We start from the raw sequence: 25,696 nt of genomic DNA on the forward strand, positions 1-25,696 counted from the left end.
AGTCGTCGGCCAGGCTTGCCACGCGACCCCTACGGCCGGTCGATCTCGTCGACAGCGGTGTCCGGGTGGTGCAGCTCCCGGTCCGCTGCCGGGTCGGTCACGGTCCGCGTACCCCCGGAGGTGGCGCTCGGGCCGGCGCGGCCGACGGTGATGGTGCGCGGCGCGGGCCGGGCCGCCCGGGGCAGGCGCACCCGGAGCAGGCCGTGGTCCATCACCGCGTCGATCCGGTCCGGGTCCACCCGGGACGGCAGGTCCACCCGGTACTCGAAGCCCCGGGTGGTGAACCCGCCCGGGATGCCCTGGTCGGCGTTGACCTCGGCCTCCGACCGGGCCCGTACGCACAGCTCCCGGTCGTCCAGCTCGACGGCCACCTCCTCGGGGGCGACGCCGGGCAGCCGGACGACCACCTCCCAGCCGTCGGCGATCTCGGTGAGCTCCACGTCCGGGCTGCCGCCGCGCCCACCGACCAGGCGGCTCAGCTCGGCGCGCAGCGACTGCAGCTCGCCCATCGGGTCCCAGCCCTGCTGGCGGCCCCGCCAGCCCCGACCGCCGCTCTGTTCCGTCATCGCACGTCTCCGATCCGCTGGGTGGCCGAGGGGGGTCGCAGCGAGCTCGGCGCGTTCAGGTCGTGCTCCGGGTCGACGCCGACGCCCAGCCGGTCCACCAGCTCGCCGCCCAGCCATGCGCTGACGCCGAGGATGGCCACGGCGACCACCTCGATGGCGATCAGGGCGCCCCCGGCGGCCCGGGAGTCCGCGTTGAGCCGGACCACCCACACCGCGGCGAAGAGCAGGATCACCGCGACGTTGGCGGCCGCGTGGGTGAGCCCGACCCGCTTGGCGCGGGTGCCGGTGGGCAGGGCGAGCAGGTCGAAGGCGCCGGCCGCCGCGGCCAGCAGGCCGCCGATCAGGCCGACGGTGATGTTCCAGTAGGCCACCTCGCCCAGGAGGTCCGGCCCGCCCACGGTGTCGATCACGTCGAAGATCACCGCGGTGACCAGCAGGGCCACCGGGAACATCACCAGCATCGGATGCACGGGATGGCCGAGCACCTTCAGTCGGCTCTCCATCTCGGCCTCCATCGATCGGTCCGGGCGCGCTGCGGCTCAGTCCGTACCCGCCGGCTCCGGGGGCAAACCTCGCCGTCGACGCGCTCTCCTAGGCTGACGATGGCGGAAACCGGCCGTCCGTGGGCCGGAATCGCCATCAAGGTCAACGGACGGGGGAGGCAGACGTGACGACACGGGAGATCACCAGCCCGGAGGAACTGACCGAACTGCTGGGCGTACCGACGCAGCGGGCGCGGGACAAGGAGCGGACGGTGCTGCACCAGCGGGACCGGGAGTGGCTGGCCGCCTCGCCGTTCTGCCTGGTCGCCACGGCCGACGCGGACGGCGGCTGCGACGTGTCCCCGAAGGGCGACCCGGCCGGCTTCACCCTGGTCCTGGACGAGACCACCATCGCCATCCCCGAACGGCCCGGCAACCGGCGGGCCGACGGCTACCGCAACATCCTGGCCAACCCCCACGTCGGGCTGATCTTCCTGATCCCCGGGCGCACCGACACGCTGCGGATCAACGGACGGGCCCGGCTGGTGGCCGACGCGCCGTACTTCGCCGACATGGAGGTCAAGGGCCACCGCCCGGTGCTCGCCGTCGAGGTGTCCATCGAGCAGATCTTCTACCACTGCGCGAAGGCGTTCTTCCGCTCCGAGCTGTGGAAGCCGGAGACCTGGCGGCCCGACGCGCTGCCGACCCGCGCCCGCCTCGTCAAGGAGGTGGAGGCGCCGACGGAGAACCTCGCCGACCTGGAACGCCACTACGGCCCGGACTACGCCCGCAAGCTCTACGTCTGAGCCTTCCGCCACGCCGGCCGCCCGTCCACGATGTTTGGCCGGGCGGCTGGGGGTACTGATTCGGGGACGGCCCACCGCGATCACGCGACGCCGGACACCCCCTGGTACCGGGTCGAGGAAGGATGATGTGCGATGCCCACGAAGAACGGCTCCGGGCGCGGCAGCGGCTCGACCGCGACCACGAACCCGCCGGGCAACCAGACGCCGAACACCCCCGACATCAACGAGAGCGAGATCGCCCGGCTCACTGTCGACCAGCTCCGCGACCGGCTGCGCCGCCGCGGCGTGACCGGCACCGCCGACATGCGCAAGGACGACCTGGTCAAGGCCCTCGTGAAGGCCATGAAGGACGGTGCCAAGAAGAGCACCTCCGCCCGGGCCGGCGATTCGTCCGGCTCCGGCTCGTCCCGCTCGGGGTCGGCGGCGAAGAAGAGCACCTCGTCGGCGAACCCGCCGGGCAACCAGACCCCGAACACGCCGGACGTCAACGAGAGCGAGATCGCCCGGCTCAAGGTCGACGAGCTGCGCAGCCGGCTGCGCGCCCGGGGCGTCACCGGCACCGCCGACATGCCGAAGGCCGACCTGGTGAAGGCGCTGGTGAAGAGCCTGACCGACAAGTCCGGCGCGTCCTCCTCCTCGGGTGGCGGCGGCGTCCGGAAGGGGCCCCAGAACTCGAAGTCGATCAAGTACGCCCAGGAGGTCACCTCGGTCGACGACGAGCCGGAGCGGCCCGGCCGCAGCCTGGTCACCACCGACCACGAGGTGATCCGGCGCTGGGCCGAGGCCCGCAAGGGCCTGCCGACCACCGTGGACGGCACCGAGCACGACGGCCACGCCGGGGTGCTGCGCTTCGACTTCCCCAGCAACGGCCGCGAGCAGCGGCTGCGCGAGATCAGCTGGGAGGAGTGGTTCCGCACCTTCGACGAGCGGCGCCTCAACTTCATCTACCAGGAGGAACGCTCCGACGGGAAGCAGAGCAACTTCTTCCGGCTGGAGAGCCCGGACCGCGAGGACGGCTGAGCCCCTGATCGTCCGGAGGCCCGGGTCGGCGCGTCGACCCGGGCCTCCGGCATGTCCGCCGAATCCGCGCCGTCCCGGTTAGCCCCGGTCTCCCGGGGTACGGATTTCAGTACCGACGACTGAACGACAAGGAGTGCCCATGACCACGAAGGTCGAGAAGTCCATCGAAGTCGACGTGCCCGTCAGCACCGCGTACAACCAGTGGACCCAGTTCGAGGAGTTCCCCCGGTTCATGGGTGGCGTGCAGGAGGTACGCCAGCTCGACGACCGGCGGATGCACTGGGTCGCCGAGATCGCGGGCGTGAAGCGCGAGTGGGACGCCAAGGTCCTGGAGCAGGTGCCGGACCGCAAGGTCGCGTGGGCCGCCACCAGCGGCGCCACCAACGCCGGCGCCGTCTACTTCCAGCCGATCGGCACCGACCGCACCCAGGTCCGGCTCTCCCTCGAGTACGAGCCGGAGGGGCTGGTCGAGAAGGCCGGCGACAAGCTGCACATCGTCGAGAAGCGCGCCGAGGCCGACCTGGAGAAGTTCAAGTCGTACATCGAGGGCCGGGGCGCGGAGACCGGCGCCTGGCGCGGCACCGTCGACGAGGGCCGTACCCTCGGCACGCCCGGCGTGGAGCACGCCGCGTCCTCCCGCGGTGACGACGGCAAGGCCGGCATCTCCGGCAAGGCGGTCGCGGCCGGCGCGGTCGCCGCGGGCGCGGCAGCGGCCGGAGCCGCCGCGGTGGCCAAGCACCGCTCGGAGGGCGACGAGGAGCCCACGCCGACCGAGACGGAGTACGTGGTGACCGACGTCCCCACGCAGCGGACCGGCGTGTTCCCGCCCGACCCGGCGGACCCGCGCCGCAACCTGTAGGACCTTTCACCTCCCTGCCGGAGCGAGCCCGGTGGGCCGGCCCCGCGCCGCGCCCGCCGGGCTCGCTTCGTTGCGCGCGTATCGTTGCCGCCCGTGACCGACCTCGAACGACGCACACCGGAGATCACCGTCGCCACCCCGGCGGACCGCGGGCGGGTCGTCGACTCGCTGGTCGCCGCGTTCGCCGCCGACCCCGTCCTGACCCACCTCTTTCCCGACCCGGCCAGCTACCCCCGGCACGCCGCCGCCTTCTTCGGGCACCTCTTCGACAAGCGGGTCCACCGGGGAACCATCTGGACGATCGGCCGGGGCGCCTCCGTGGCGATCTGGGAACCACCCGTCCCGCCGGAGCCGCAGCCGGCCGACCCGCTCGCCGCCCACCTGCCCGCCGACGCGCTGGCCCGGGTCCACGCCTACGACGCGGCCGTGCACGCGGCGCTGCCGGCCGGCCCGTTCTGGTACCTCGGCGTGCTCGGCACCCACCCCGACAGCGCCGGTCGTCGCTGGGGCCACGCCGTCATGCGGGCCGGGCTGGCCCGGGCGGCGGCGGACGGGCTGCCAGCGGTGCTGGAGACCAGCAACCCGGCGAACGTCGAGGTCTACCGCCGGGCCGGCTGGCAGGTGGTACGCGAGATCGCCGAACCCCTGCCGACCTGGATCATGCGGCAGGGAGACCGGTGAATCCCTCCCGGATCGTGCGCGACGAGGATTTCGTCGGTTGCAGCGCCAGCCAGTTCCTGGAGCTGCTGAAGGCCCTCACGATGATCCTGACGCTGCCCCAGTCAGCCGCCGACCACGTCGAGGCACTCGTCGTCCTCACCGGTCAGGGCGAGGAATGGCGCCTCGGTCACGCGATCCGCACCTGGGAGGCGAACCCGAAGCTCCGCCACCTCCTCGTGGCGAACGGGAACCCGGCCGAGAAGACCTACACGGAGATCACGCTCGACCAGCTGCGGAGCCTCGGCCTCCGTCGTGTCGAGGGAGTCCACGTCCAGGCCGAACCGGCACCGAACACCGGCAGGCAGGCCGCCTGGGTCGCCGACCAGGTCCAGGCCCGCGGCATCACGAGCCTCGCGCTCACCGTCTCCCCCTACCACCTGGCCCGGGTCTACCTCACGGTGCTCAAGACCCTCACCCTTCGAGGCATGCGGCTGCCGATCATCCCGCTTCCCGCAGCCGTCGCTCCGGACACACCCGTCCCCGAGACCGGAGCGACCGCCTACGACCTCGTGCCCGGGGAGGCCAGGCGCATCCTCGCGTACGTGGCGGAAGGGTGGGTCGCCACGCCGGCGGAGCTACAGGAGTACCTGCGGTGGCTGTGGAGCCGGCACAGGGCTCTCCTGGTCGGGCCGGACCTCGCCGGCTGACGGCACGGGCGCGGGCGGCCGTGCCGGGCCTCAGCCCTCTGGCTCTGGCCCCCTGGCTCTTCAGCCGCCGTTATCCGGTTGAGCTGCCCCAGAGGCGGGCTTCGGCCGCCAGTTGCCGCATCGCATCCTCCTTTGCGGCGCCGTACCGCGCCCGGCTGTCGGGATGCCGCTCGGCAGCGAGCCTCTTCGCCGCCTCGTAGCGGCGGGCAGCGCCGGCGTCAGCCGCGAGGTAGGCGCGGAAGAGCCGGTTCTCCGCCGGCACCGGCGACGTGACGCCGAAGACGTGCAGGTGCTCGGTCCGCTTCCCCGCGGTGTCCCTGGGGAAGAACAGGTGCTGGTCGTCGTCGGGGAACACCAGCGGGCGGTAGACGTACCCGAGCTGCTCCAGCGGCCGGAGATCGGCGAGCACCGCCTCGACCTCGGGCACCACCACCTGGATGTCGATGATCGGCTTGGCCGCCAGCCCGGGAACGCTTGTGGAGCCGATGTGCTCGATGCTCACCGCCGTGGGCAACGCGCCGACCAACAGCCGCCGGGCAGCCGTGAACCGCTCCGGCCACGCCGGGTCGTAGGCCACCACCTCGACCACCGGCGCGACGTCCTCCACCTCGTCACCGTAGCGGCGGTTGTCGGCGCACCGCTGCCCGCCGCCTCCCTCGTGACGCCGGCACCCACGACCGGTCCCGGTTCCGCTAGCGTCCGGTCTGTGGCAGCCCAGGCAGCGGGAGCGTTCCGGCGGACGCCGATCGAACGATCAGATCAGCGGGTGGCCTGGGAACGGACGGATCAGGCCTTCTTCGCGGCCGGAGCGTGCCACATCCTGGCCTGGGTCTGCCGGGGCTCCTACCCTGGTCGCCGCATCGAGATCGCCGGCGTGCGCCCGGCCGGCGAATGGCAGATCTTCCACGTGTACGCCGTGTGGGACGGCTGGGCGTTCGACCACTCAGGCTGGAATCCCGAGCCGCAGCTGCTCGCGGTGAACACCGAGTTCGAGGGCCGCCCGCTGGAGAGCGTCAGGATCACCGACGACCTCGCCGGATTCTGCGCGACGCACCACTCCCGGATGCCCAGCGAGTACTGGCGGGACCCGCTCCCCCGTGCCCGCGACTACGTGAGCCGGCACAGCCCGCCCTGGGCGGCGCACCCGCCCTCAGTTCCAGTGCAACCTGCCCATCTCCCGCTTGAACTGCGTGAGGCTGACGGTGCTGCCCTCCGTGGGCGTCAGCCGGAGGGAATAGGTCACCTCCCCGACCTCCCACCACAGGGTCCATGAGCTTTCCGCCCCACCGGTGATGACACCCTTGCGGGCGCCGATCGTGAGGGTCGCGACGGTGGCGGGTCGACTCGCTTCGGCCGTCGGACGGGCAGCCGCGAGGAGACTCAAGCCTCCGGGGCCGTTGTAGCCCTGGAACCAGCCGTCTTCAGTGGACGCCCACTGCCCGGGGTGCGGGCTCCACCGCTTGTCGCCGCTCAATGCGGGAAGATCCCGTTCGAGGTACGTCGGTGGCGGGACTGCGCTGGCGGCGTCGCGGAGCACCCGGTCGCCCAGGGGTTCCGGCAGCGACACAAGGAGGGGGATGGCGTTGCCGCCCGTGGTGCAGTCGGACGCACGCCCGGTGCGGGCCTTCACCGCGATCACCACCCGGGTGCCGTCCTGCTCGACCACCGCCGCCTGAGGCTGCACGAGTTCCTCGCACTCGGCGCTCGTCCCGGCGTACACGGTGACGGACATGCCGTCGCGGGCAACCAGCGCCGAAAGCCAGGCCAGGGTCGAGGGCGGCTCCGCCGGTGTCTCCCGCGCCGACACCTGCCGGGGCGCCGGCGGATCGGTTGCGCGTTGCTGCCTGAGGAAGAAGCTGCCCACGAGCGCCAGGCCGATGGCGGCGGCCGCGACCGCGAGGGTGACCCGCCCGTGGCGTCGCGGCCGGTCAGCCGGAAGCTGCCCGGTCGGCAGGTCGTTGCCGACCATCACGTCGGGCAGTCCGTCGTCGGATCTCATCAGCCGCCTTCACCTTCCGCCAGGAGCGCAGAAGCGGAGCGTACGCGAGCATCGGCCACCTCACGGGCCCGTGTTCAGGGACCTCGCCCATGGACCGTCGGCTCTACTGTCACGGACATGATCAGCAAGGTTTCCGCCGCCGCGGTGCGCCATCGGCACGTCGTTCTGCTGCTTGGTCTGCTGGTGGCAGGCGTGAACGCTGCTGCCGTCGGGTTCGCCTCCGCCCTCGGACAGGTGCTGTTCACCCCGCTTCTCCTCCTCGCCGTGGTGGTCCTGCTCCTGTCGGTCATCGCCGTGGGGATCCGGCCCGCCTGCTTCGTGGTGCTGCCGCAGGTGCCGGCCTTCGCCACGCCGGCGCCGGCGTGGAAGGTGTTCTTCGCCCTGGGCTTCCTCGGGCCTGGCTCGGCCAACGTCGGCGCAGTGGTGCGCTCGGCAAGGGCCGGCATGGCGTCGACGTTCGACGTGGTCATGACGATCTCCTGGCTGGCGCTTGTCGCGCTGCTGCTCGTCGAGGCGTGGCGGGGGCACGACGTGCAGCTACGGCCGCACGGCATACAGCAGAGGTGGGTTCTCGGCTCACTCACCGTGCCGTGGGAGGCCGTCCCGGCCGCACAGGTCCCCGCGGGGGCGGACCGTCCCTCGCGGCTCCGGATGACCTTCGCGGAGCCTCTGCTCGTGAGGCGGCGTGGCCTTCCGTGGGGCTGGAACGCGCTGCGCACGGACAGCGTCGACGCCAGATTCCTCGCCGCCGCGATCCGGCACTACGTCGGTCATCCCGAACACCGGGCGGTCATCGGCAGCCAGGCCGAATACCGACGGCTGCTCGCCGACCTGGCCGACCGGAACGGCGGAAGCGACGAGAGCATAACGGGACCAGATTGCCCACCCGCGCCGCCTGCACAGAGGGCGTTCTAGCAGCAGAAACGACTCTCGGCAGCGCACACCCTGGCCTGTTGCGGACTGGATGCGGACCGCCTCGGGCAAGGCCTGGTTCCGAATGGCCATGTCGCCGTCGGGGTGCTGAAGTCCTTGTCAATCACGCTGCGGCCATACGTTCATCACCGTGAACCCGATCTCACCCCCGCCCGGGCGGACCAGGGTCTGGCAGAGCCTGGCCTTCATGATGGCCGGCCATGGCCTGCTCATCGCCGGGCTCGCGCTGTTGTGGACGCTGCTTCCCGCCGGCGGCGAATGCGACGGTATCGGATGCGTTCCGCACGACCTCCTGCTTCGCCTGGCAACCGTGGGCGGCCCCTTTTTCCTCACCGTGGCACTTCTCGCCTCGGCTGTCGAGCTTTGGCGTACGGTGGCCCGGACTGGGCATCAAGCGGCTTGGGCCACTGGGACAACGGCCGCGCTCACCGGCTGGCTCGTCGGATTTGTCGCCATCTTCTGCTACGTCAGTTACTCCATCGTGGGTGACGCGTTGGTGTGGTGATCCTGTTCACTCCGGCTAGGTCGGGGTGTCGGCCGACCGGCAGCCTGGCCGGGTGACAACCACGGTGATGTCTGACGAGCCCGGCGTCGCTGTCGCGCCCGTGCGGCGCGACCCGTACATCGACAACATCAAAGGGCTGTTGATCGTCCTGGTCGTGCTCGGCCACATGGTGGGTCAGACGGTCGGCTCCTCGCCCGGTGGCAGGACGATCTACACATTCATCTACCTGTGCCACATGCCGGCCTTCGTCCTGCTTTCGGGGATGCTCTCGGCAACCGAGCTCACCGGCCGTCGTGCGGCGTCGCTGATCCGGGATCTGCTCGTGCCGTACGTGGTGTTCCAGCTCCTGTACATGAGCTTCTACACGGCGATGGACAAGCCGATGCCGTGGACGGCCAACATGCTCCTCTCCCCGATTTATCACCTGTGGTTCCTGCCCGCTCTGTTCATCTGGCGGATGCTCACACCGCTCTTCGCCCAACTTCGCGGAGCTGTCGTCATCGCGGTCGCCGTGTCCCTCTCCGCCGGAACCGCCAGCCTGCTCGGCCACGCCCTGTCCCTGGACCGGGTCGCAGGAATGCTGCCCTTCTTCGTCCTCGGCGTCTGGCTCGGTCGCGGCAGGCTCGCGTACCGCCCGTCTCCGACCATGCGGCTGACCGCGATCGCCGTCCTCATCGCTGCCGCACCGATCGCCTATCTGGTCGCCTCGCGCCTGTCGAACCTCTGGGTGTACTGGAACCGCATTTATCAGGGGCTCGGTGTGGACGTGACCGAGGGCGTCCTGATCCGGCTCGGACTGATGGCCGTCGGGTTGGCGATGACCTGGGCGATCATGATGCTCACTCCCCGTCGCCACACGTTCCTCACGGGTTGGGGAGCCAACTCCATGTACCCGTATCTGCTGCACGGGTTCGTCGTCCTGGCCTTCCAGTGGTCATCCCTGGACAAGCAGGTCGACGACCTCCCCGCCTTGCTGGTGCTCATCGCGGCGGTCGTCGCGCTGGTCTGGATCACCGCCAGCCGGCCCGTGGTGTGGGCGTTGCGTCCGCTGGTCAGTCCTCCGGTCGGCTGGCTGCTCAGGGACGTCGCCAAAGCGAAGAACCATCAGTCCACGCCGACCGCGACGTGATCGGACCTCGGAAACGGCAGAAGCCCAGGCCTATGACCTGGGCTTCTTCACCGAGCCGCCTGACGGAATCGAACCGTCGACCTACGCATTACGAGTGCGTCGCTCTAGCCGACTGAGCTAAGGCGGCAACGATCGTCAAGTGTACGGCACACCCCGCCGGACGCCGAACGGGATCCCCTCCCCTCCGATCCGGACATCCGGGAGTTTCGGTACGTGCGCGGGAGAGACTTCGCGCTCGGTCAGGACTACCCTGCGGCGGGTGAGTGACGATCACGTACCGCCGCCGCAGCCGATCCCCGAGGCGCACCCCGGCGAGCGGGCCACCCGACGCCCGCGCAGCCTGGACCCGCTGGAGCTGGGGTTCACCCCGCGCAAGCCGGTCCCCTGGCTCGCGCCGCTGCTGCTGATCAGCACCGGCGTGCGGACCCTGCTGGCGATCCTGTTCGGGGCGTACCTGGACAAGCGCGAGTTGCAGAACGCCTTCGGCGACGCCACGTTCCGGCAGGTGGGGCCGGACGGCGGGCTCTGGCTGGACTACGTGGCGGACCTGGGCGACGGCTTCGACGCCACGTACTCGGTGGCGTACCTGCTCGCCCAGCCGGAGCTGGAGGTGGACGGGCACCGGCTGCCCCGGGCGCAGACCCTGGTGATGGGGGGCGACCAGGTCTACCCGTCGGCGGCGTACGAGGCGTACGAGGACCGGTGCAAGGGGCCGTACCAGGCGGCGATGCCGGTCGCCCCGCCGCAGCGGCCGACGCTCTTCGCGGTGCCGGGCAACCACGACTGGTACGACGGGCTGACCGCGTTCCTGCGGCTGTTCGTCCGGTCCCGGGACCGGCACTTCGCCGGTTGGGGCACCGGCCAGTCCCGCTCGTACTTCGCCGTGGAGCTGCCGGCCGACTGGTGGCTGCTGGGCCTCGACGACCAGTCCGGGTCGTACCTGGACGACCCGCAGCTCACCTACTTCGACGAGGTGGCACGGAAGCTCACCCCGCGCGCGAAGGTGATCCTCGCGGTGCCGGCACCGACCTGGGTCAAGGCCCACGACCATCCGACGGCCTACGACTCGATCGACTACTTCATCCGTACGATCGTCGCGCCCACCGGCGCGCAGGTGCGGCTGCTGGTCTCCGGCGACCTGCACCACTACGCCCGCTACACCGGCCCGGAGCGGCAGCTCATCACCTGCGGGGGCGGCGGCGCCTACCTCTACCCCACCCACCAGCTGCCGGAGCGGCTGGAGGTGCCGCCGCGGGACACCCTGGCGCGCCGCTCCAGCCGCACCCGCGAGTACGAGTTGGCCGCCCGCTATCCGGACAAGGCCCGCTCCCGGAAGTACGGCTGGGGGATCTTCGCCCGGCTGCCGTTCCGCAACCCGGGGTTCACGACCCTGCTGGGCACCCTGCACACGCTGCTGATGCTGGCCATGGCCGGGGTGGCGGCGAACCACGTGGGCACCACCGAGCAGCGCCTGTTCAGCGTCCCCCTGGTGATCATGCTGGTGGTGACCCTGCTGAGCGCGGCGTTCTTCGCCAAGCCACCCAGCTCCGGTGGGAAGCGGCACGCCCGGCACTGGATCCTCGGTGTGACGCACGGGCTGGCCAACGTCGCGCTGGCCGCCGGCGGCACCTGGCTCTGGCTGCACTTACCGTTCTACGACTGGCCGTGGCCGCTGCCGGCGGTCGCCGCGGCGGTCCTGTACGGGCCGGTGAGCGGGCTGGTGGCCAGCCAGGTGGTGGCGCTCTACCTGCTGGTGGCGGGGTCGTTCGGGGTGAACGTCAACGAACTCTTCGCCGGCCAGGGCATCGAGGACTCGAAGTCGTTCCTCCGCTTCCGCATCGACCCCGACGGCACCCTGACCATCTACCCGATAGCGGTCGACAAGGTCTCCCACGCCTGGCAACTCAACGAGGACGAGTCCCCGACGTCAAGCTGGATCCTCCCGAAATCCCCCCTGACCCCCCGCCTGGCCGAACCCCCCATCGTCCTCCGCTGACCAGCGGCCGGGCCCAGCCCGGCCCAACCCGGCCCAGAGTCGATCATGAAGTTAACGGCACGAAAAGAGATCGAATTCGCCGCTAACTTCATGATCAACGAGGGAGACGGCGAGGCGGGCGGGAGACGGCGAGGAGGGCGGAGGGCGGAGCGGCGGCGGTGCCCGGCGGCGCGGTCTCAGGAGTAGTGCTGGTCGTGGGCCTGGCGGGGGGCGCAGACGGAGGCGCGGCTGCAGGAGCAGCGGGAGCCGTCGGCGTCGAGGCGGACCGTCACCGAGTCGCGGGGGACGCTGTGGCCGACGACCTTGCCCTCGCCCTCCGGCGTGGAGACGCGGCTGCCGATCGCCGGGGCGGACTCCTGGAACCGCTGGTAGAGCGGGTGCTCGTACTTCAGGCAGCACATCAGCCGGCCGCACGCGCCGGAGATGCGCAGCGGGTTGAGCGGCAGGTCCTGGTCCTTGGCCATCCGGATGGTCACCGGCTCGAAGTCGGTGAGGAAGGTGGCGCAGCACAGGTCCCGCCCGCAGGAGCCGATACCGCCCTGCACCCGCGCCGAGTCGCGGGCGGAGAGCTGCCGCAGCTCGACCCGGCAGTGCAGGGTCGCCCCCAGGTCGCGGACGAGGGAGCGGAAGTCGACCCGGTGCGGGGCGGTGAAGTAGACGGTCGTGCGGTCGCTGCCGGTCTCCGGGGTGGCGAAGACGTGGTCGATCGCCACCACCTTCATGGGCAGGCCGTGCTCGCGGATCAGCCGCTTGGCGGCCACCTTGGCCTCGGCCTTGCGGCGGCGCAACAACTCGTCGCGGCGCAGGTCCTCGTCGCCGGCGAGGCCGGCGAGCCGGGGGAAGCCTTCGGTGTCCTCGCTGACCCACTGCGCGGCCCAGACGCACTCGGCCACCTCCGGCCCCTCGTCGGTGGGCACCAGCACCTTGTCGCCCACCTGCGGTCGCAGCTCACCCGGGTCGAGGTAGTAGAGGCGCCCGTACCGGTTGAAACTGACCGCGCAGAGCATGCCCATGTCCCCCACCCTACGACCTTCGCGGGGTTCGGGGACGGCCGCCCGTCGCCGTCCGGTCACCGGGCGCAGTGATCCATGATTGTCGACTCGACCGAACCCGCCTCGACCCCTCGTGCCGTTGATCCTCCCCCGGACGGCTGAAACGTGAGTCGGTTACGGGACAAGCGGCGACCGACCGCGTTGAGTGAAGGGATACCTGCGGGGGGTGCAGGGGAAGGCCACGGCGTCGCCGCCGGAGCCCGGCCACGGCCGGTTCGGCGTGCGACGCCGTGGACCTGCCGGGGCCCGTTCAGTGCCCGATGCGGGTGGTGCCGCCGTAGCGGGGCGCGGTCGTGGCCCGGTCCCGCCAGGTCGTCTCGGCCAGGCTCGGCGCCCACTGGCGCAGCAACGTCTCGGCGCCGTCGTAGGCCACCCCGAGCACGCCCAGCACCCGGGTGGCGATCTCGGCGGCCGCGAGCGCCCCGGACCGCCCCGCGTCGACGCCCGGGCGGGTGGCGGCGTGCACGGTGACCGCCTCGGCCGAGCGCAGCACCTCGGCGAGCGCCCGGGCCAGCGCGACGCGGCTCCCCTCCACCCAGTCGGCCAGCGCGTCCGCGTAGCCGGCGGTCGACTCCAGCCGCCCGACCAGGCTCTCCGGCCCCTCGTCGAGGTGCCGGAGCAGGGCCGTGCGGGCCTCGTCGTAGGCCCCTGCGGCCGCCCCGGACCAGGCGACCGGGTCGGCGAGCATGGCGCAGGTGTCGTCGTACCCCCGGACGAGCCGGCGCACGGCGTGGCCGGCGCCGGTCAGCGGCGCGGGGTGCAGGTCGAGGAACTCGCGCACGGCCGCGCCGGGGAGCACCTGCATGCGGCGCAGCAGCGGCCAGAGCCGGTGCCCCTCGGGCGCGCCGGCGGCGAGCAGCGCGTCGACCCGGGTGAGCAGGTCGAGGGCCGGCTCGGCGAGGCGGTCGAGGGCGTCCATCAGGCCTCCCGGGCCAGCCGCCGCCCGACGGAGTCGTCGGTGGCGGAGTAGCGGTCGGCGGCACTGCGCAGGGCCGCAGCGGCGGCGGCCAGCCGGGTGGCCGCGGCCTGCGCCTCGCGGGCCCGGTCGCCGGTGGCGGCCGTCCACTGCCGGTGCAGGGCCCGGCCGACCTCGCCGGGCCGGCCGGCGGCCTGGGCGCCGAACGCGGGGTGCGGCGGGTCGCTGGCGGTCACCGTGCGGGCCAGCGTGGCGAGGGTCGCGCCGGCCTCGTCGAGGCGGGCGGCCAGCGCGCGCAACGTCTCCATGTCAGGCTCCCGCCAGCGGCCGGTAGGCCGCGAAGGTCTCGTTGTGCAGCTTCTCCCGGGCCCACTGCGCCGCGTCGGCGGCGGCGGTGACCGCGGCCTGCACCGAGCCGGCCACGTCGCGGGGGCTGCGCTGGTGCAGCGGGCCGAGGAAACGCACGTCGGTGATCCGCCCGCCGGCGGTCACCACCACCTCGACGAGGCCGTCCGGCGAGCGGACGGTGACCTCGACCGTCGACACCGCCTGGTCGAACTCGGCCTGGAGGGTCTCGATGCGCCGGTAGCGGCGGACCGCCTCCTCGATCCAGGCTTCGTCGATCTCCCCCCGCGGCATCGGCGGACTCCTCCCGGCTGACCCTCGTCACTGAGCGTGCCGCCACCGTCACCGCGGCCACACCGGACCGTACCGCAGTCAACAAAGCCTGTCGATGCCCTGTGGACAACGCGGCAGGGTGGCGGTCAGCCCTTCCACAGGGCGAGCATCATGGCCTCCACCGCGATCCGCGGCTTGACGTTCGCCTCGATCGCCGCCCGGCACTCCAGCACGGCCTCCAGCCGGCGCAGCGCCCCGTCGGCGTCCCACTTCTGCGCGCCGGCACCGGCCAGCGCCGCGGTGTCGGTGTGCACCGGGGCGACCGGCGCCCGCAGCGCCATGGTCAGCGCGTCCCGGTAGAAGCCGGCCAGGTCGACCAGGGCCCGGTCGAGGGCGTCCCGCTGGGCCCGGGTGGCCCGCGACTTCTGCCGCTTCTCCAGGTCCTTGAGCTGACCGGCGGCGCCCCGCATGGCACCGGCCGCGCCCCGGCCGGTGCCGCCCGCGCCCAGCGCGGTCTGCAGCGCGGCCCGCTCCGCCTCGTCGACCTCGGCGACCGACGCGGCGGCCTCCGCCTCGGCGGCCTCGATGAGCGCGGAGGCCGCGTCGAACGCGGCGCCGACCCCGGTGAGCCGGCGCGGCACGGCCAGCACGGCGTCACGGCGCTGCCGGGCCTCCGGGTCGCGGGCCAGCCGCCGGGCCCGGCCCACGTGGCCCTGCGCGGCAGCGGCGGCCCACTCGGCCACGTCGGGGGCGATGCCGTCCCGGCGTACGAGCACCTCGGCCACCGCGCCGGCCGGCGGCTGCCGCAGCGGCACGACCCGGCACCGCGACCGGATGGTCACCGAGATGTCGTCCGGGTGGGTGGAGGGGGCGCAGAGCAGGAAGACGGTACGCGGCGGCGGCTCCTCGATGGCCTTGAGCAGCGCGTTGCCGGCGGCCTCGGTGAGCCGGTCGGCGTCCTCGATGATGACGATCTGCCAGCGGCCGCCGGACGGGGTGCTGGCCGCCCGGAGCACCAGCGCGCGCATCTCGTTGACGCCGATGGAGAGCCCCTCGGGCACCACCAGCCGCACGTCGGCGTGGGTGCCGGCGAGGGTGGTGTGGCAGCCGGGGCAGTGGCCGCAGCCGGTGCCGTGGACGCACTGCAACGCGGCGGCGAAGGCGCGCGCGGCCACCGACCGGCCGGAACCGGGCGGCCCGGTGAAGATCCAGGCGTGGGTCATCCCGGCGCCCGGATCGGCCGCGGCCCGGCCTTCCGCCGCGCCGGGCCCGTCGACAGGCTCGGCGAGCGCGTCGAGGTCGTCGTGCCCGCCGGCCGGGTCGGCTCCGCCGGCCGCCGGGGCGCCCGCCCGGGACACCGCGGCCGCGGCGGCGCGGAGCAGGGCGGCGGCCGAGGCGGAGGCCCGCCGCAGCGTGACCACCGCCTCGTCCTGCCCGACCAGGTCGGCGAAGACGTCCGTCATCGTTTGGGGCGCTCCATCGTCACCAGCTCCGCGTCGGATAACTCGGGCTGGACCGTGGTGTCGGGGCCCTGCGCGGGGCGCGGATGCACGATGCCGGCCGGGTCGACGAGGAACTCGTCCACCCGCCGGGCGACCGCCGCGGCGATCTCCTCGACCGGGCGGGACGCGTCGAGCACCAGATAGCGCTTCGGGTCGGCGGCGGCCAGGTCGAGGAAGGCGTAGCGGACCCGCTCGTGGAAGGCGAGCGACTCGGCCTCCAGCCGGTCGGCGTCCCGGTCGCGGGAGTCGACCCGGGACAGGCCGGTGTGCGGGTCGACGTCCAGGAGCACCACGAGGTCGGGCTTGAGCCCGCCGGTGGCCCACGAGGAGAGCCAGGAGACCTCCTGCACCGGCAGGGTCCGCCCGGCGCCCTGGTACGCCAGCGACGAGTCGACGTACCGGTCGCTGACCACCACCGCGCCGCGGATCAGGGCCGGCCGGACCACGGTGGCCACGTGGTGCGCCCGGTCGGCGGCGTAGAGCAGCGCCTCGGCGCGCGGCGACGGAGCGTCGTCGCCGGAGGTGTCCAGCACCAGCGAGCGGATCCGTTCGCCGATGCCGGTGGCGCCCGGCTCCCGGGTGACCACCACGTCCCGGCCCTGCCCACGCAGCCGGTCGGCGAGCGCGGCGAGCTGGGTGGACTTGCCGGCGCCCTCGCCACCCTCGAAGACCACGAAGAGGCCAGTGGAGACGAAGGGCTCCGCCGGCATGAGCGGGCGGCCCCGGATCGAACCCCAGAGGTCGGCCAGGACCGGCACGCCCTTCTTGTCGTCCATCTGGCCGAAGGCGCTGATCCCGGCGAAGATGCCGGCGGCGCCCGCGGCGAGCAGCAGCAGGCGGGTCGAGGAGACCGAGATACCCAGGTCGGCGATGGTGAGCTGGCGCGAGCCGCCGACGCCGACCAGGAGGCTGCTCAGCGCGATGGCCAGGATCAGCACCAGCCGGGTGCCGATCTGCACCACCGCGAAGACCCGGCCGCGCACCTCGTCGGCGACCTCGCCGCCGAGCAGCGTGGTGCCGGCCAGGAAGGCCATGCCGGCGCCCGCGCCGACCAGGATCGCGCCGAGCATGGCCATGGACAGGTGGATGGCGAAGGCGAGCACCAGCACCGAGGCGCTGGCCAGCACGATGCTCATGCCGAACCAGCGGCGGCGGGACATGTCCCGGACGATCATCGGCCCGAGCCCGATGCCGAGCGCCAGGCCCACGAAGATCGCGCCGAACAGCAGCGAGAAGGCGGCGTCACCGGCGCCGAGCGAGTTGGCGAAGAACTTGGCCGTGCCGACCACGATGCCGCCGCCCGCGAAGGCGCCGAAGATGCCCAGCACGAGGCCGCGGACCAGCGGGGTCTGGCCGATGTACTTCCAGCCGTCGGCGAACTGGCGGAACATGCTCTGCTCGACGCGCTCCGTCTCGCCGCGCTGGGCCTCGCTGATCTCCTTGATCCCGAAGGCCACCACCAGTGCGGTCGCCAGCCGGGAGAAGGCGTTGAACCAGAGGGCGAGCTGGGCCGGCTCGGCCCAGTCGGGCAGGTCGCCGCCGACCGCCCCGCGTACGCCGCGGTCGAGCACGGCCAGGGCGATGGCCGCGGCCACCGGGGTCAGGCCGTACGTGGTGATCAGCGTGAGCTGGTTGGCCGCCTCCAGCCGGGTGCGCGGGATCAGGTTGGGGACCGCGGCCTCCTTGGCCGGGATCCACAGCAGGGTGACCGACTCGATCAGGAACGTGGCGATCAGCGCCCAGCCGACCACGAGCCCTCCGGCGGCGCCGGTGAGCGCGTACAGCGGGATCGAGGCGAAGAGCACGAAGCGCAGCAGGTCGCAGATGACCATCGTCCAGCGGCGGTCGAAGCGGTCGGCGAAGACGCCGGCGACCGGACCGAGCACCAGCGCCGGGAGCAGCCGGATGGCGGTCACGCCACCGAAGGCGGCACCCTGGGCGGTGCTGCCGGAGACCTGGGCGGCGGCGAAGAGGGCGGTGGCGAGCAGGCCGAGCCAGTCGCCGAAGGAGGCCACGCCGAGCACGATCCACAGCCGGCGGAACGGCCGGATGCGCAGCACCGACCGGATGGCGGCCGCACCGGAGCGGTCGGCCTGCCCTGCGGGCGACGACACGCCGGGCGACTCGCCGTTGTTCTGGCTTTCGATGGCCGTACCTCCACGTGCCGGCCCAGAGCTGGGCATCCCCGGTGGAACACTCTAGTCGCGGCGAGATGCGTCCCCCTCCGCGACATTCGCCTGCTCGCCGAGCCTAGGCCGCGGGCACCACCGACCGCAGCCCGGACAGACGCGAGGGTATTTCGCATTGCCGTCGAGACAGTTAGCGTGCAGACGTGGCCACCGACCGTGACAAACTTCGCGATCGCCTCGATCGGGCGACCGCCCACCTCGACCCGCCCTACGCCGTGGTCGATCTCTCCGCCTTCGACGCCAACGCCGCCGCCCTGGTCGACCGGGCCGCCGGCAAGCCGGTCCGGATCGCCAGCAAGTCGGTCCGGGTCCGGGAGCTGCTGACCCGGGCGCTGGCCCGGCCCGGCTGGCGGGGCGTGATGGCGTTCACCCTCCCCGAGGCGCTCTGGCTCGCCCGCAGCGGCGTCAGCGACGACGTCCTGGTCGCGTACCCCACCGCCGACCGGAGGGCGCTCGCCGAACTGGCCGCCGACCCGGCGCTCGCCGAGGCGGTGACCCTGATGGTCGACGACCCCGGGCAGCTCGACCTGGTCGACGAGGTCTGCCCGCCCGGCCGCCGGCCGGCGCTGCGGGTCTGCCTCGAACTGGACGCCTCCTGGCGACCCCTGGGCGGCCGGGTGCACGTGGGCGTGCGGCGTTCTCCCGTGCACAGCGCCGGAGCGGCCGGCACGCTCGCCGCCGCCGTCGCCGGCCGGCCCGGCTTCCGGCTCGTCGGCCTCATGTCGTACGAGGCGCAGATCGCCGGCCTCGGCGACGCCCCGCCCGGGCAGGCGGTGCTGGGCACGGCCATCCGGGTCACGCAGCGGGGGTCGTACCGGGAACTGCTGGCCCGCCGGGCGGCCGCGGTCGCCGCCGTACGCGAGCACGCCGACCTGGAGTTCGTCAACGGCGGCGGCACCGGCAGCGTGGCCGCCACCAGCGCCGACCCCGCGGTCACCGAGGTCACCGCGGGCTCCGGCCTGTACGGGCCGACGCTCTTCGACGCGTACCGTGCCTGGCGGCCGACCCCGGCGGCGTTCTTCGCCTGCGCGGTGGTCCGGCGCCCGGGGCCCGGGCTGGCCACCGTGCTCGGCGGCGGCTGGATCGCCTCGGGCCCGGCCGCCGACAGCCGGCTCCCCCGGCCGTGGCTGCCGGCCGGGTTGAAGCTGCTGGGCGCGGAGGGCGCCGGCGAGGTGCAGACCCCGCTGGCCGGCGACGTGGCGACCGCCCTGCGGATCGGCGACCGGGTCTGGTTCCGCCACGCGAAGGCCGGCGAGCTGTGCGAGCACGTCAACGAGGTGCATCTGGTGGACGGCGACAGCGTCGTGGCCACCGTGCCGACCTACCGTGGCGAGGGCCACGCGTTCCTCTAGACGGTGACGGCGGGTCCCGGCGCACCTCGGGAACCCGCCGCTCGTCGTCCTGCCCCGGTCGCACCCCGGGCATCGCACCATTGTCGCCACCGCCGGCACCAGGGCGGTGACGGCCCTGCTCAACTCTGCTGGACGGCCTCCGTCCGGGCGTCGACCTGCCGGTGCAGGTACTCCCGGATGAGCGCCTTCGCCTCGACCAGCACCCGCTCGTCGCCGTCGGTACGGCGACGGAACGCCAGCTTGATCAGGGAGTCGGCGGCCTCCACCGCGACCTCCAGGTGGAACCGGAGGTCGGGCACGCCGGCCAGACCGAAACGCTCCGTGAGCACCCGGGCGAGCTGATCCGCGATCACCCCGTTGTTGTCCCGCTGCTCGTCGAGCAGGTGCAGGTCGACCACGTCGCCGAAGTGCAGGGTACGGAACCCCGGGACCGTCCGGTGCATCGAGATGTACTCGTCGATCGCCGCGTCGACCCCGTCCCACCAGTGGGTCAGGTCGGCGGAGGCGAACCGCTCGTCGAGCCGCTGGAGATAGGACTCCATCGTGCGCAGGGTGAGCGCCTGCACGATCGCCCGCTTGTCCGGAAAGAACTGGTAGACCGACCCGATCGCCACCTCGGCACGCTCGGCGAGCAGGGTCGTGGTCAAGCCCTCGTACCCCACTTCGTCGACGAGCTCGGCGCAGGCGTCCAGCATCCGCTGGACCCGCGCCACACTTCGACCCTGCACCGGTACCCGACGCAGCGGCCCGGTCGTGGCGGCTGGTGTGGACACTCGGCGCCACCCCCCTTCGACGGATGAACATATCTGCACGTCACGAGTCTGTGACTACCGGTACAACGAGCCGGGCTCGATTGCGGTATTTACCAGGTACAACGTTCCTGATATGAAGTCAGTTCATATTCACGTCGAGGAGCGTCCCATGGTCGGCACGCCAGCCGCCTGGTCCAACTGGGCCGGCAACCAGCGCAGCACCGCCGCCCTGACGGTGCGCCCCCGCACCGTCGAGGAGGTCGCCGAGGCGGTGCGCCACGCCGCCGACACCGGCCGGACGATCCGGGCGGTGGGCAGCGGACACTCCTTCACCGCGACCGCCGTCGCCGACGGACACCGGCTCGACCTCGCCGACCTGGACACCGGGGTCACCGTCGACCCCGCTCGCCGCCTGGTCACCGTACCGGCCGGAATGACCCTGCACACCCTCAACGACCTGCTCGCCCGCCACGGCCTGGCACTGCCCAACCTCGGCGACATCGACGCACAGACCATCGCCGGGGCGCTCTCCACCGGCACCCACGGCACCGGCGGGAAGCTCGGCTGCCTGTCCACCTTCGTCACCGCGCTCACCCTCGTCACCGGGACCGGCGAGGTGCTGCGCTGCTCCCCCGACGAGCACCGCGACGTGTTCGCCGCCGCCCGGGTCGGGCTCGGCGCGGTCGGGGTGCTCGTCGAGGTCACGCTGCGGTGCGTAGACGCCTTCGTGCTCCGCGCGCACGAGCGGCCGGCCGCGCTCGCCGCGGTGCTCGACGACCTGCCCGGCCTGGTCGAGCAGCACGACCACGCCGAGTTCTACTGGTTCCCGTACACCGACCGGGTGCAGGTCAAGACCAACGACCGGGTACCCGCCGACGACCGGCCGCTCCCCCGCTGGCGCGGCTGGCTGGACGACGAGTTCCTGTCCAACACCGTCTTCGCCGGGGCCTGCCGGCTGGGCCGCGCCGTGCCGGCGCTCGCCCCCGGGATCAGCGCCATCTCCGCCCGGGCGCTCACCGAACGCACCTACACCGGCCGCTCCGACCAGGTCTTCTGCACCCCGCGCCGGGTCCGCTTCGTGGAGATGGAGTACGCGCTCCCGCGCGCCGCCCTGACCACCGCCCTGACGGAACTGCGGAAGATCGTGGACCGGCTGCCGTTCAAGGTGCTGTTCCCCGTCGAGGTGCGGTTCACCGCCGCCGACGACATCTGGCTCTCCCACGGCTACGGGCGGGACTCCGCGTACATCGCCATCCACCAGTACGTCGGGATGCCGTACGAGCCGTACTTCCGGGCGTTCGAGGAGGTCGCCACCGGCCTGGACGGCCGCCCCCACTGGGGCAAGCTGCACTGGCGGACCGCCGACTCCCTGGCGACGGCCTACCCGAAGTTCACCGACTTCCAAACAATCCGCAAGCGGCTGGACCCCGACAACCGCTTCTCAAACCCGTACCTGGAGCAGGTGCTGGGCGCCTGACCTGCGAAGATCTTGGAAGGAACTGGCCCCCATGAGGGCCTTTTCCTTCCAAGATCTCGGGGAGCGTCAGCCGCGCCACCCGGCGGCGCGGAGGGCCGCGCGGAGTTGGGCGACGACCGCTTCGGGGTGTGCGCGTAGGGCCCACGACGGGAACCGGAGCACGCGGTCGCCCTCCACCCACAGGTCGTTCTGCCGGCGCATGTCCGCCCAGGCGTGGGCTGGGTCGAGATGCTGGCCGCCGTCGACCTCGACGTGCACCCGCCACTCCTCGAAGTACGCGTCCAGGTAGCGGCGCCGGCCAGCCGCATCCCGCCGGACCTGCTGACGCGTCGGTTCCGGCAGTCCGGCGCGGCGGACCAGGCTCAGCAGGTCCAGTTCGCCCAGCGAGTGCGCGCCACCGGCGGCGTCCGTCGCGGTGGCGAGGATCAGCCGGCGCCGGCGGAGGCGCGGCAGCCGGTCGACGACCTCGTGCAGGTCGTCCCCGCCCACCAACCGCTGCTGGAACGCCGCCGCGACGACGGCCCGGGCCTGCTCGTCGTTCGGCGCCCACTGGGCCGAGTCGATGATCGACCGGGCGGCCGCCGTCCGGGGTGGCTGTCCGCGCCGGTACACGTCCCGGTCCGGTAGGTGACTGGTCCGGTGCGCCCGGACGCCCGCTGGCAGCGGGGCACGACGAACGGCCGCCGGTAACAGCAGGTGCACGACCCGGTCGGGGAACCCGCGCAGCCCGCCGGCCTGGGCGGCGCTGAGCCCGCCGAGCAGCGCGGTGGGGCCGGCGGCCAGCACGGCGATCCACCGGCGCTGGGCGGCAGTAACCGGGCCGTTGTGCGCGACGAGGATGCCCCGGTGCACCTGGCGCCAGCGGCCCGTCGCCACCCGGTGCCGGATCGCCTTGCGGGTCAGGTGCTCCCGTGCCTGCGCCAGGGAGATCACGTCCTCCTGGCGGAAGAGCAACCGGGCCAGCTCGTCCGCGTCATCCCCCGGCACCGCCCGCCGCAACGCCGCCCAGGAAGCCTTCACTCGACCGACCCTGCCCGACCGCGCCCCGTGTCCGCCGCCCCTGTGGACAAAGAAAAGATCTTGGAAGGAACTGGCCCCCATAGGGGCCTTTTCCCTCCAAGATCTCGAAGATCCGGCCTACTCCGGTGACGTGGTGGCCTTCTTTGGGGTTGCCTTCTTGGCCGGGGTCTTCTTCGCCGTCGTCGTCTTGGCGGTGGTGGTCTTCTTGGCGGCCGTGGACTTGGCGGCCGCCGTCTTCTTGGCTGCCGTCGTCTTCTTCGCCGGGGCGGCCTTCTTGGCCGCCTTCTTCTTCGGGGCCGGACCCTTCGCCCGCTTCTCGGCGAGCATCTCGGAGGCCTCCTCGAGGGTCAGCGCCTCCGGGGTCTGCCCGCGCCGCAGCGACGCGTTGGTCTCCCCGTCCGTGACGTACGGCCCGAACCGCCCGTCCTTGATGACCAACGGCTTCTCGGTGGCCGGGTCGTTGCCCATCTCCCGCAGCGGCGGCGCGGCGGCCCGGCGCTGGCGCGTCTTCGGGGCGGCCAGCAGGGCGAGCGCCTCGTCCAGCGTGACGGTGAACATCTTGTCTTCCGAGTCCAGCGAGCGGAACTCGTCACCGCGCTTGACGTACGGGCCGTAGCGGCCGTTGTTGGCGACGACCTCGTTGCCCTCCGGGTCGGTGCCGATCACCCGGGGCAGGCTGAGCAGCTGCAACGCCTGGTCGAAGGTGAGGCTGTCCGGCGACTGCGAGCGCAGCAGCGAGGACTTCCGGTCGCCGCTGGCCACGTACGGGCCGAACCGGCCGGACTTGAGCAGGATCGGCTCGCCGGTGGCCGGGTCGTCGCCGAGCTTGCGCTCGCCCCCGCCGCCGAGGAACAGCTCGTGCACCTTCTCCGGGGTCAGCTCGTCGGGGGCCAGCCCCTCGGGGATCGGCGCCCGGTCGCCCTGACCGCCGCCCTCCTCGCCCTCCGCGGGGGGCGCCGGCTGCTCGCCCGGCAGCGCCCGCTGGAGGTACGGCCCGTAGCGGCCGACCCGGACGACGACCTCGCGCCCGTCCTCGTCGGTGAACAGCGGGATCGAGTTGACGCTGCGCGCGTCGATGTCGCTGAGGTTCTCGGTGACCAGCTTCTTCAGCCCGCCCGCGTGGGCGATGGCCTGGTCGCCGGTGCCGTTGGCGCTGCCGAAGTAGAAGGAGGTGAGGAAGTCGACCGCCGCGTGGTCACCGCCGGCGATCTCGTCCAGCTCGTTCTCCATGCTGGCCGTGAAGTCGTAGTCGATGAGGCGCGGGTAGTGCCGCTCCAGCAGCCCGATCACCGCGAACGCCAGGAACGACGGGATCATGGCCTGGCCGCGCTTGAAGACGTACCCGCGGTCCTGGATGGTCTGCATGATCGACGCGTACGTGGACGGGCGGCCGATGCCCAACTCCTCCAGGGCCTTGACCAGCGACGCCTCCGTGTAGCGGGCGGGCGGCTGGGTGTGGTGGCCCTGGGCGGCCAGCTCCTCGGCGGTGAGCGGCTGGTCCTTGGTGAGGGTGGGCAGGCGGCGCTCGGCGTCCTCGGCCTCGGCGTTCTCGTCGTCGCTCGACTCGACGTAGGCGCGCAGGAAGCCGGGGTCGGTGATGGTCTTGCCGGTCGCGCCGAAGTCGGCCTCCTCGCCGGCGGAGGAGAGCGCCCGGATGCGCACCGAGACGCTGGAGCCGACCGCGTCCGTCATCTGCGAGGCGATGGTGCGCCGCCAGATCAGCTCGTAGAGCTTGAACTCGTCGGCGGACAGCTCCTTGGCCACCTCGCCCGGCGTGCGGAAGTTGTCCCCGGCCGGGCGGATCGCCTCGTGCGCCTCCTGCGCGTTCTTCACCTTGCCGGTGTAGCGGCGGGGCTCCGGCGGCACGCTGCGCTCGCCGTACAGCTCGACGATCTGCCGGCGGGCCGCCGCGATGGCGGTCTCCGACAGGTTCACCGAGTCGGTACGCATGTAGGTGATGTAGCCGTTCTCGTAGAGCCGCTGCGCGGTGCGCATCGTCTGCTGCGATGAGAGCCGGAGCTTGCGGGCCGCCTCCTGCTGGAGCGTGGAGGTGATGAACGGCGCGTACGGGCGGCGGCGGTAGGGCTTCTCCTCGACCCGGGTGACAGTGAACGGCCGCCCTTCGAGGCGCGCGGCCAGCCCCCGGGCGCCGCTCTCGTCGAGGTGCACGACCCCGGCACCGGGCTTGACCCGGCCGGTGGTCGGCTCGAAGTCCTTGCCGGTGGCGATCCGGTCGCCGCCCAGCGCGATGAGGGTGGCGTTGAAGGTGCGCGGGCCCTCGCCGGGGTTGGCGACCGCGAGGGTGGCCAGGATGTCCCAGTACTCGGCGGTACGGAACGCCATCCGCTGCCGCTCCCGCTCGACCACGATCCGGGTCGCCACGGACTGCACCCGGCCGGCGGAGAGGCCGCTGCGGACCTTGCGCCAGAGCACCGGGGAGACCTCGTAGCCGTAGAGGCGGTCGAGGATGCGCCGGGCCTCCTGGGCGTCGACCAGGTCCCTGTCGATCTCCCGCGGGTTGGCCACCGCGGCCTGGATGGCCGGCTTGGTGATCTCGTGGAAGACCATCCGCTTGACCGGCACCTTGGGCTTGAGCGTCTCCACCAGGTGCCAGGCGATCGCCTCGCCCTCGCGGTCCTCGTCGGTGGCGAGGAAGATCTCGTCCACTTCCTTGGCCAGCGACTTCAGCTTGGTGATCTGCTTCTTCCGGTCGGCGGAGACCACGTAGAGCGCGGCGAAGCCGTTGTCCACGTCCACGCCGAGCCGGGCCCACGGCTTGTCCTCGTAGGCGGCCGGGATCTCGGCGGCGTTGCGGGGCAGGTCCCGGACGTGGCCGAAGCTGGCCTCCACGACGTACCCCGGGCCGAGATAGCCCGAGATCGTCTTGGCCTTCGCCGGTGACTCGACGATGACCAGACGGGTGGTTCCAGCGTTGCTCGGCACGTCTCTCCCCGACCTCACTCCTACGCAATGCCCGCTTCGGGCCCTGTTGCACCCTGCCGGACCACCGGCGGTCCGGATGTCCAACGTAACGCGCCGTCCGCGTTCCGGGTTTCGTGGGCGGCAAATGATCAGGTTGCGTCGACCATCGGCCGGCACCCCGCCGGACGGCGCCACCGTACACCGTGGGTAGGGCGCCGAGCGGGTCACTGTGAC

23 protein-coding genes, 1 tRNA gene and 1 pseudogene are annotated in these 25,696 nt (G+C 72.6%); 11 read left to right on the plus strand and 14 right to left on the minus strand.

Annotated elements, in window-relative coordinates; genetic code table 11:
* Positions 1-29: 29 nt before the first annotated feature.
* Both GA0070603_RS17645 and GA0070603_RS17650 read right to left on the minus strand, forming a co-directional pair.
* Positions 30-566 (minus strand): Hsp20/alpha crystallin family protein, encoded by a 537-nt coding sequence (locus GA0070603_RS17645; RefSeq protein ID WP_091315126.1) that lies wholly within the window; start codon positions 564-566, stop codon positions 30-32.
* Positions 563-1,069: a DUF2231 domain-containing protein gene (locus GA0070603_RS17650; RefSeq protein WP_091322052.1), complete on the minus strand. Its 507-nt coding sequence runs from the start codon at positions 1,067-1,069 to the stop codon at positions 563-565. Before GA0070603_RS17650 ends, GA0070603_RS17645 begins: the two co-directional genes overlap by 4 nt.
* Positions 1,070-1,233: 164 nt before the next feature.
* On the opposite strand from GA0070603_RS17650, the gene GA0070603_RS17655 reads away from it, so the two are divergent.
* From GA0070603_RS17655 to GA0070603_RS17675, 5 genes and pseudogenes are all read left to right on the plus strand, one after another.
* The gene (locus tag GA0070603_RS17655; RefSeq protein ID WP_091315129.1) at positions 1,234-1,854 is read left to right on the plus strand and encodes a pyridoxamine 5'-phosphate oxidase family protein; all 621 of its coding nucleotides are present in this window, start codon (positions 1,234-1,236) and stop codon (positions 1,852-1,854) included.
* A 132-nt stretch (positions 1,855-1,986) separates the two neighbouring features.
* Positions 1,987-2,874, plus strand: a complete 888-nt coding sequence (locus GA0070603_RS32070) for an SAP domain-containing protein (protein ID WP_244282550.1) — start codon at positions 1,987-1,989, stop codon at positions 2,872-2,874.
* Positions 2,875-3,013: 139 nt separating this feature from the next.
* Positions 3,014-3,463: pseudogene (locus tag GA0070603_RS32075) on the plus strand (SRPBCC family protein); the annotation flags it as partial.
* A gap of 363 nt (positions 3,464-3,826) precedes the next feature.
* Positions 3,827-4,414 (plus strand): GNAT family N-acetyltransferase, encoded by a 588-nt coding sequence (locus GA0070603_RS17670; protein ID WP_091315135.1) that lies wholly within the window; start codon positions 3,827-3,829, stop codon positions 4,412-4,414.
* Positions 4,411-5,100 carry a YdcF family protein gene (locus GA0070603_RS17675; protein WP_091315138.1) on the plus strand — a complete coding sequence of 230 codons (690 nt, stop codon included), beginning with the start codon at positions 4,411-4,413 and terminating at the stop codon, positions 5,098-5,100. The genes GA0070603_RS17670 and GA0070603_RS17675 overlap by 4 nt, the downstream gene beginning before the upstream one ends.
* Before the next feature lie 70 nt (positions 5,101-5,170).
* Here GA0070603_RS17675 and GA0070603_RS17680 read toward each other — a convergent pair whose 3' ends face one another.
* Together GA0070603_RS17680 and GA0070603_RS31255 are read right to left on the minus strand one after the other, a co-directional pair.
* A complete protein-coding gene (locus GA0070603_RS17680) occupies positions 5,171-5,707 on the minus strand; it encodes a GrpB family protein (protein WP_167544555.1) in 537 nt (178 codons plus the stop codon).
* Positions 5,708-6,250: 543 nt separating this feature from the next.
* Positions 6,251-7,099 carry a hypothetical protein gene (locus tag GA0070603_RS31255; protein ID WP_139131892.1) on the minus strand — a complete coding sequence of 283 codons (849 nt, stop codon included), beginning with the start codon at positions 7,097-7,099 and terminating at the stop codon, positions 6,251-6,253.
* Between the two features lie 117 nt (positions 7,100-7,216).
* Between GA0070603_RS31255 and GA0070603_RS17690 the strand changes: the two genes are divergently transcribed.
* The 3 genes from GA0070603_RS17690 (at position 7,217) to GA0070603_RS17700 (ending at position 9,666) form a co-directional block, all read left to right on the plus strand.
* Positions 7,217-8,014, plus strand: a complete 798-nt coding sequence (locus GA0070603_RS17690) for a hypothetical protein (RefSeq protein ID WP_091315143.1) — start codon at positions 7,217-7,219, stop codon at positions 8,012-8,014.
* A gap of 148 nt (positions 8,015-8,162) precedes the next feature.
* Positions 8,163-8,537 carry a hypothetical protein gene (locus GA0070603_RS17695; RefSeq protein WP_091315146.1) on the plus strand — a complete coding sequence of 125 codons (375 nt, stop codon included), beginning with the start codon at positions 8,163-8,165 and terminating at the stop codon, positions 8,535-8,537.
* Between the two features lie 52 nt (positions 8,538-8,589).
* Positions 8,590-9,666: an acyltransferase family protein gene (locus tag GA0070603_RS17700; protein WP_139131893.1), complete on the plus strand. Its 1,077-nt coding sequence runs from the start codon at positions 8,590-8,592 to the stop codon at positions 9,664-9,666.
* 53 nt (positions 9,667-9,719) lie between these two features.
* Here the strand turns inward: GA0070603_RS17700 and GA0070603_RS17705 are convergent.
* A tRNA-Thr gene (locus tag GA0070603_RS17705) sits at positions 9,720-9,793 on the minus strand.
* Positions 9,794-9,958: 165 nt separating this feature from the next.
* Here GA0070603_RS17705 and GA0070603_RS17710 point away from each other — a divergent pair.
* On the plus strand, positions 9,959-11,662 hold the full coding sequence (locus GA0070603_RS17710; protein WP_244282723.1) for a metallophosphoesterase family protein: 1,704 nt from the start codon (positions 9,959-9,961) through the stop codon (positions 11,660-11,662).
* A gap of 176 nt (positions 11,663-11,838) precedes the next feature.
* On the opposite strand, the gene GA0070603_RS17715 is transcribed toward GA0070603_RS17710, so the two are convergent.
* The 6 genes from GA0070603_RS17715 to tmk form a co-directional block, all read right to left on the minus strand.
* Positions 11,839-12,675 carry a PSP1 domain-containing protein gene (locus tag GA0070603_RS17715; RefSeq protein WP_091315153.1) on the minus strand — a complete coding sequence of 279 codons (837 nt, stop codon included), beginning with the start codon at positions 12,673-12,675 and terminating at the stop codon, positions 11,839-11,841.
* A gap of 289 nt (positions 12,676-12,964) precedes the next feature.
* Positions 12,965-13,633: a hypothetical protein gene (locus GA0070603_RS17720; RefSeq protein ID WP_091315156.1), complete on the minus strand. Its 669-nt coding sequence runs from the start codon at positions 13,631-13,633 to the stop codon at positions 12,965-12,967.
* Positions 13,633-13,938, minus strand: coding sequence for a hypothetical protein (locus tag GA0070603_RS17725; protein ID WP_091315159.1), 306 nt, complete (start codon positions 13,936-13,938; stop codon positions 13,633-13,635). Before GA0070603_RS17725 ends, GA0070603_RS17720 begins: the two co-directional genes overlap by 1 nt.
* 1 nt (position 13,939) lies before the next feature.
* On the minus strand, positions 13,940-14,269 hold the full coding sequence (locus GA0070603_RS17730; RefSeq protein WP_091315162.1) for a YbaB/EbfC family nucleoid-associated protein: 330 nt from the start codon (positions 14,267-14,269) through the stop codon (positions 13,940-13,942).
* A gap of 125 nt (positions 14,270-14,394) precedes the next feature.
* On the minus strand, positions 14,395-15,711 hold the full coding sequence (locus GA0070603_RS17735; protein ID WP_091315166.1) for a DNA polymerase III subunit delta': 1,317 nt from the start codon (positions 15,709-15,711) through the stop codon (positions 14,395-14,397).
* Positions 15,708-17,864 carry a dTMP kinase gene (gene tmk / locus GA0070603_RS17740; protein ID WP_279627495.1) on the minus strand — a complete coding sequence of 719 codons (2,157 nt, stop codon included), beginning with the start codon at positions 17,862-17,864 and terminating at the stop codon, positions 15,708-15,710. The genes GA0070603_RS17735 and tmk overlap by 4 nt, the downstream gene beginning before the upstream one ends.
* 218 nt (positions 17,865-18,082) lie before the next feature.
* On the opposite strand from tmk, the gene GA0070603_RS17745 reads away from it, so the two are divergent.
* Positions 18,083-19,291, plus strand: coding sequence for an amino acid deaminase/aldolase (locus tag GA0070603_RS17745; protein WP_091315169.1), 1,209 nt, complete (start codon positions 18,083-18,085; stop codon positions 19,289-19,291).
* 119 nt (positions 19,292-19,410) lie between these two features.
* Here the strand turns inward: GA0070603_RS17745 and GA0070603_RS17750 are convergent, their stop codons facing one another.
* Positions 19,411-19,986, minus strand: coding sequence for a TetR/AcrR family transcriptional regulator (locus tag GA0070603_RS17750; RefSeq protein WP_091322057.1), 576 nt, complete (start codon positions 19,984-19,986; stop codon positions 19,411-19,413).
* A gap of 226 nt (positions 19,987-20,212) precedes the next feature.
* On the opposite strand from GA0070603_RS17750, the gene GA0070603_RS17755 reads away from it, so the two are divergent.
* Entirely contained in the window at positions 20,213-21,520 is a 1,308-nt protein-coding gene (locus tag GA0070603_RS17755) for a D-arabinono-1,4-lactone oxidase (protein WP_091315173.1), read from the plus strand.
* A gap of 66 nt (positions 21,521-21,586) precedes the next feature.
* Here the strand turns inward: GA0070603_RS17755 and GA0070603_RS17760 are convergent, their stop codons facing one another.
* Together GA0070603_RS17760 and topA are read right to left on the minus strand one after the other, a co-directional pair.
* Positions 21,587-22,540 carry a DUF559 domain-containing protein gene (locus GA0070603_RS17760; RefSeq protein ID WP_244282551.1) on the minus strand — a complete coding sequence of 318 codons (954 nt, stop codon included), beginning with the start codon at positions 22,538-22,540 and terminating at the stop codon, positions 21,587-21,589.
* Positions 22,541-22,657: 117 nt separating this feature from the next.
* On the minus strand, positions 22,658-25,483 hold the full coding sequence (gene topA, locus GA0070603_RS17765; RefSeq protein WP_091315180.1) for a type I DNA topoisomerase: 2,826 nt from the start codon (positions 25,481-25,483) through the stop codon (positions 22,658-22,660).
* Positions 25,484-25,696: the final 213 nt, after the last annotated feature.

This window comes from Micromonospora chersina (genome assembly GCF_900091475.1).
GTDB lineage: Bacteria > Actinomycetota > Actinomycetes > Mycobacteriales > Micromonosporaceae > Micromonospora > Micromonospora chersina.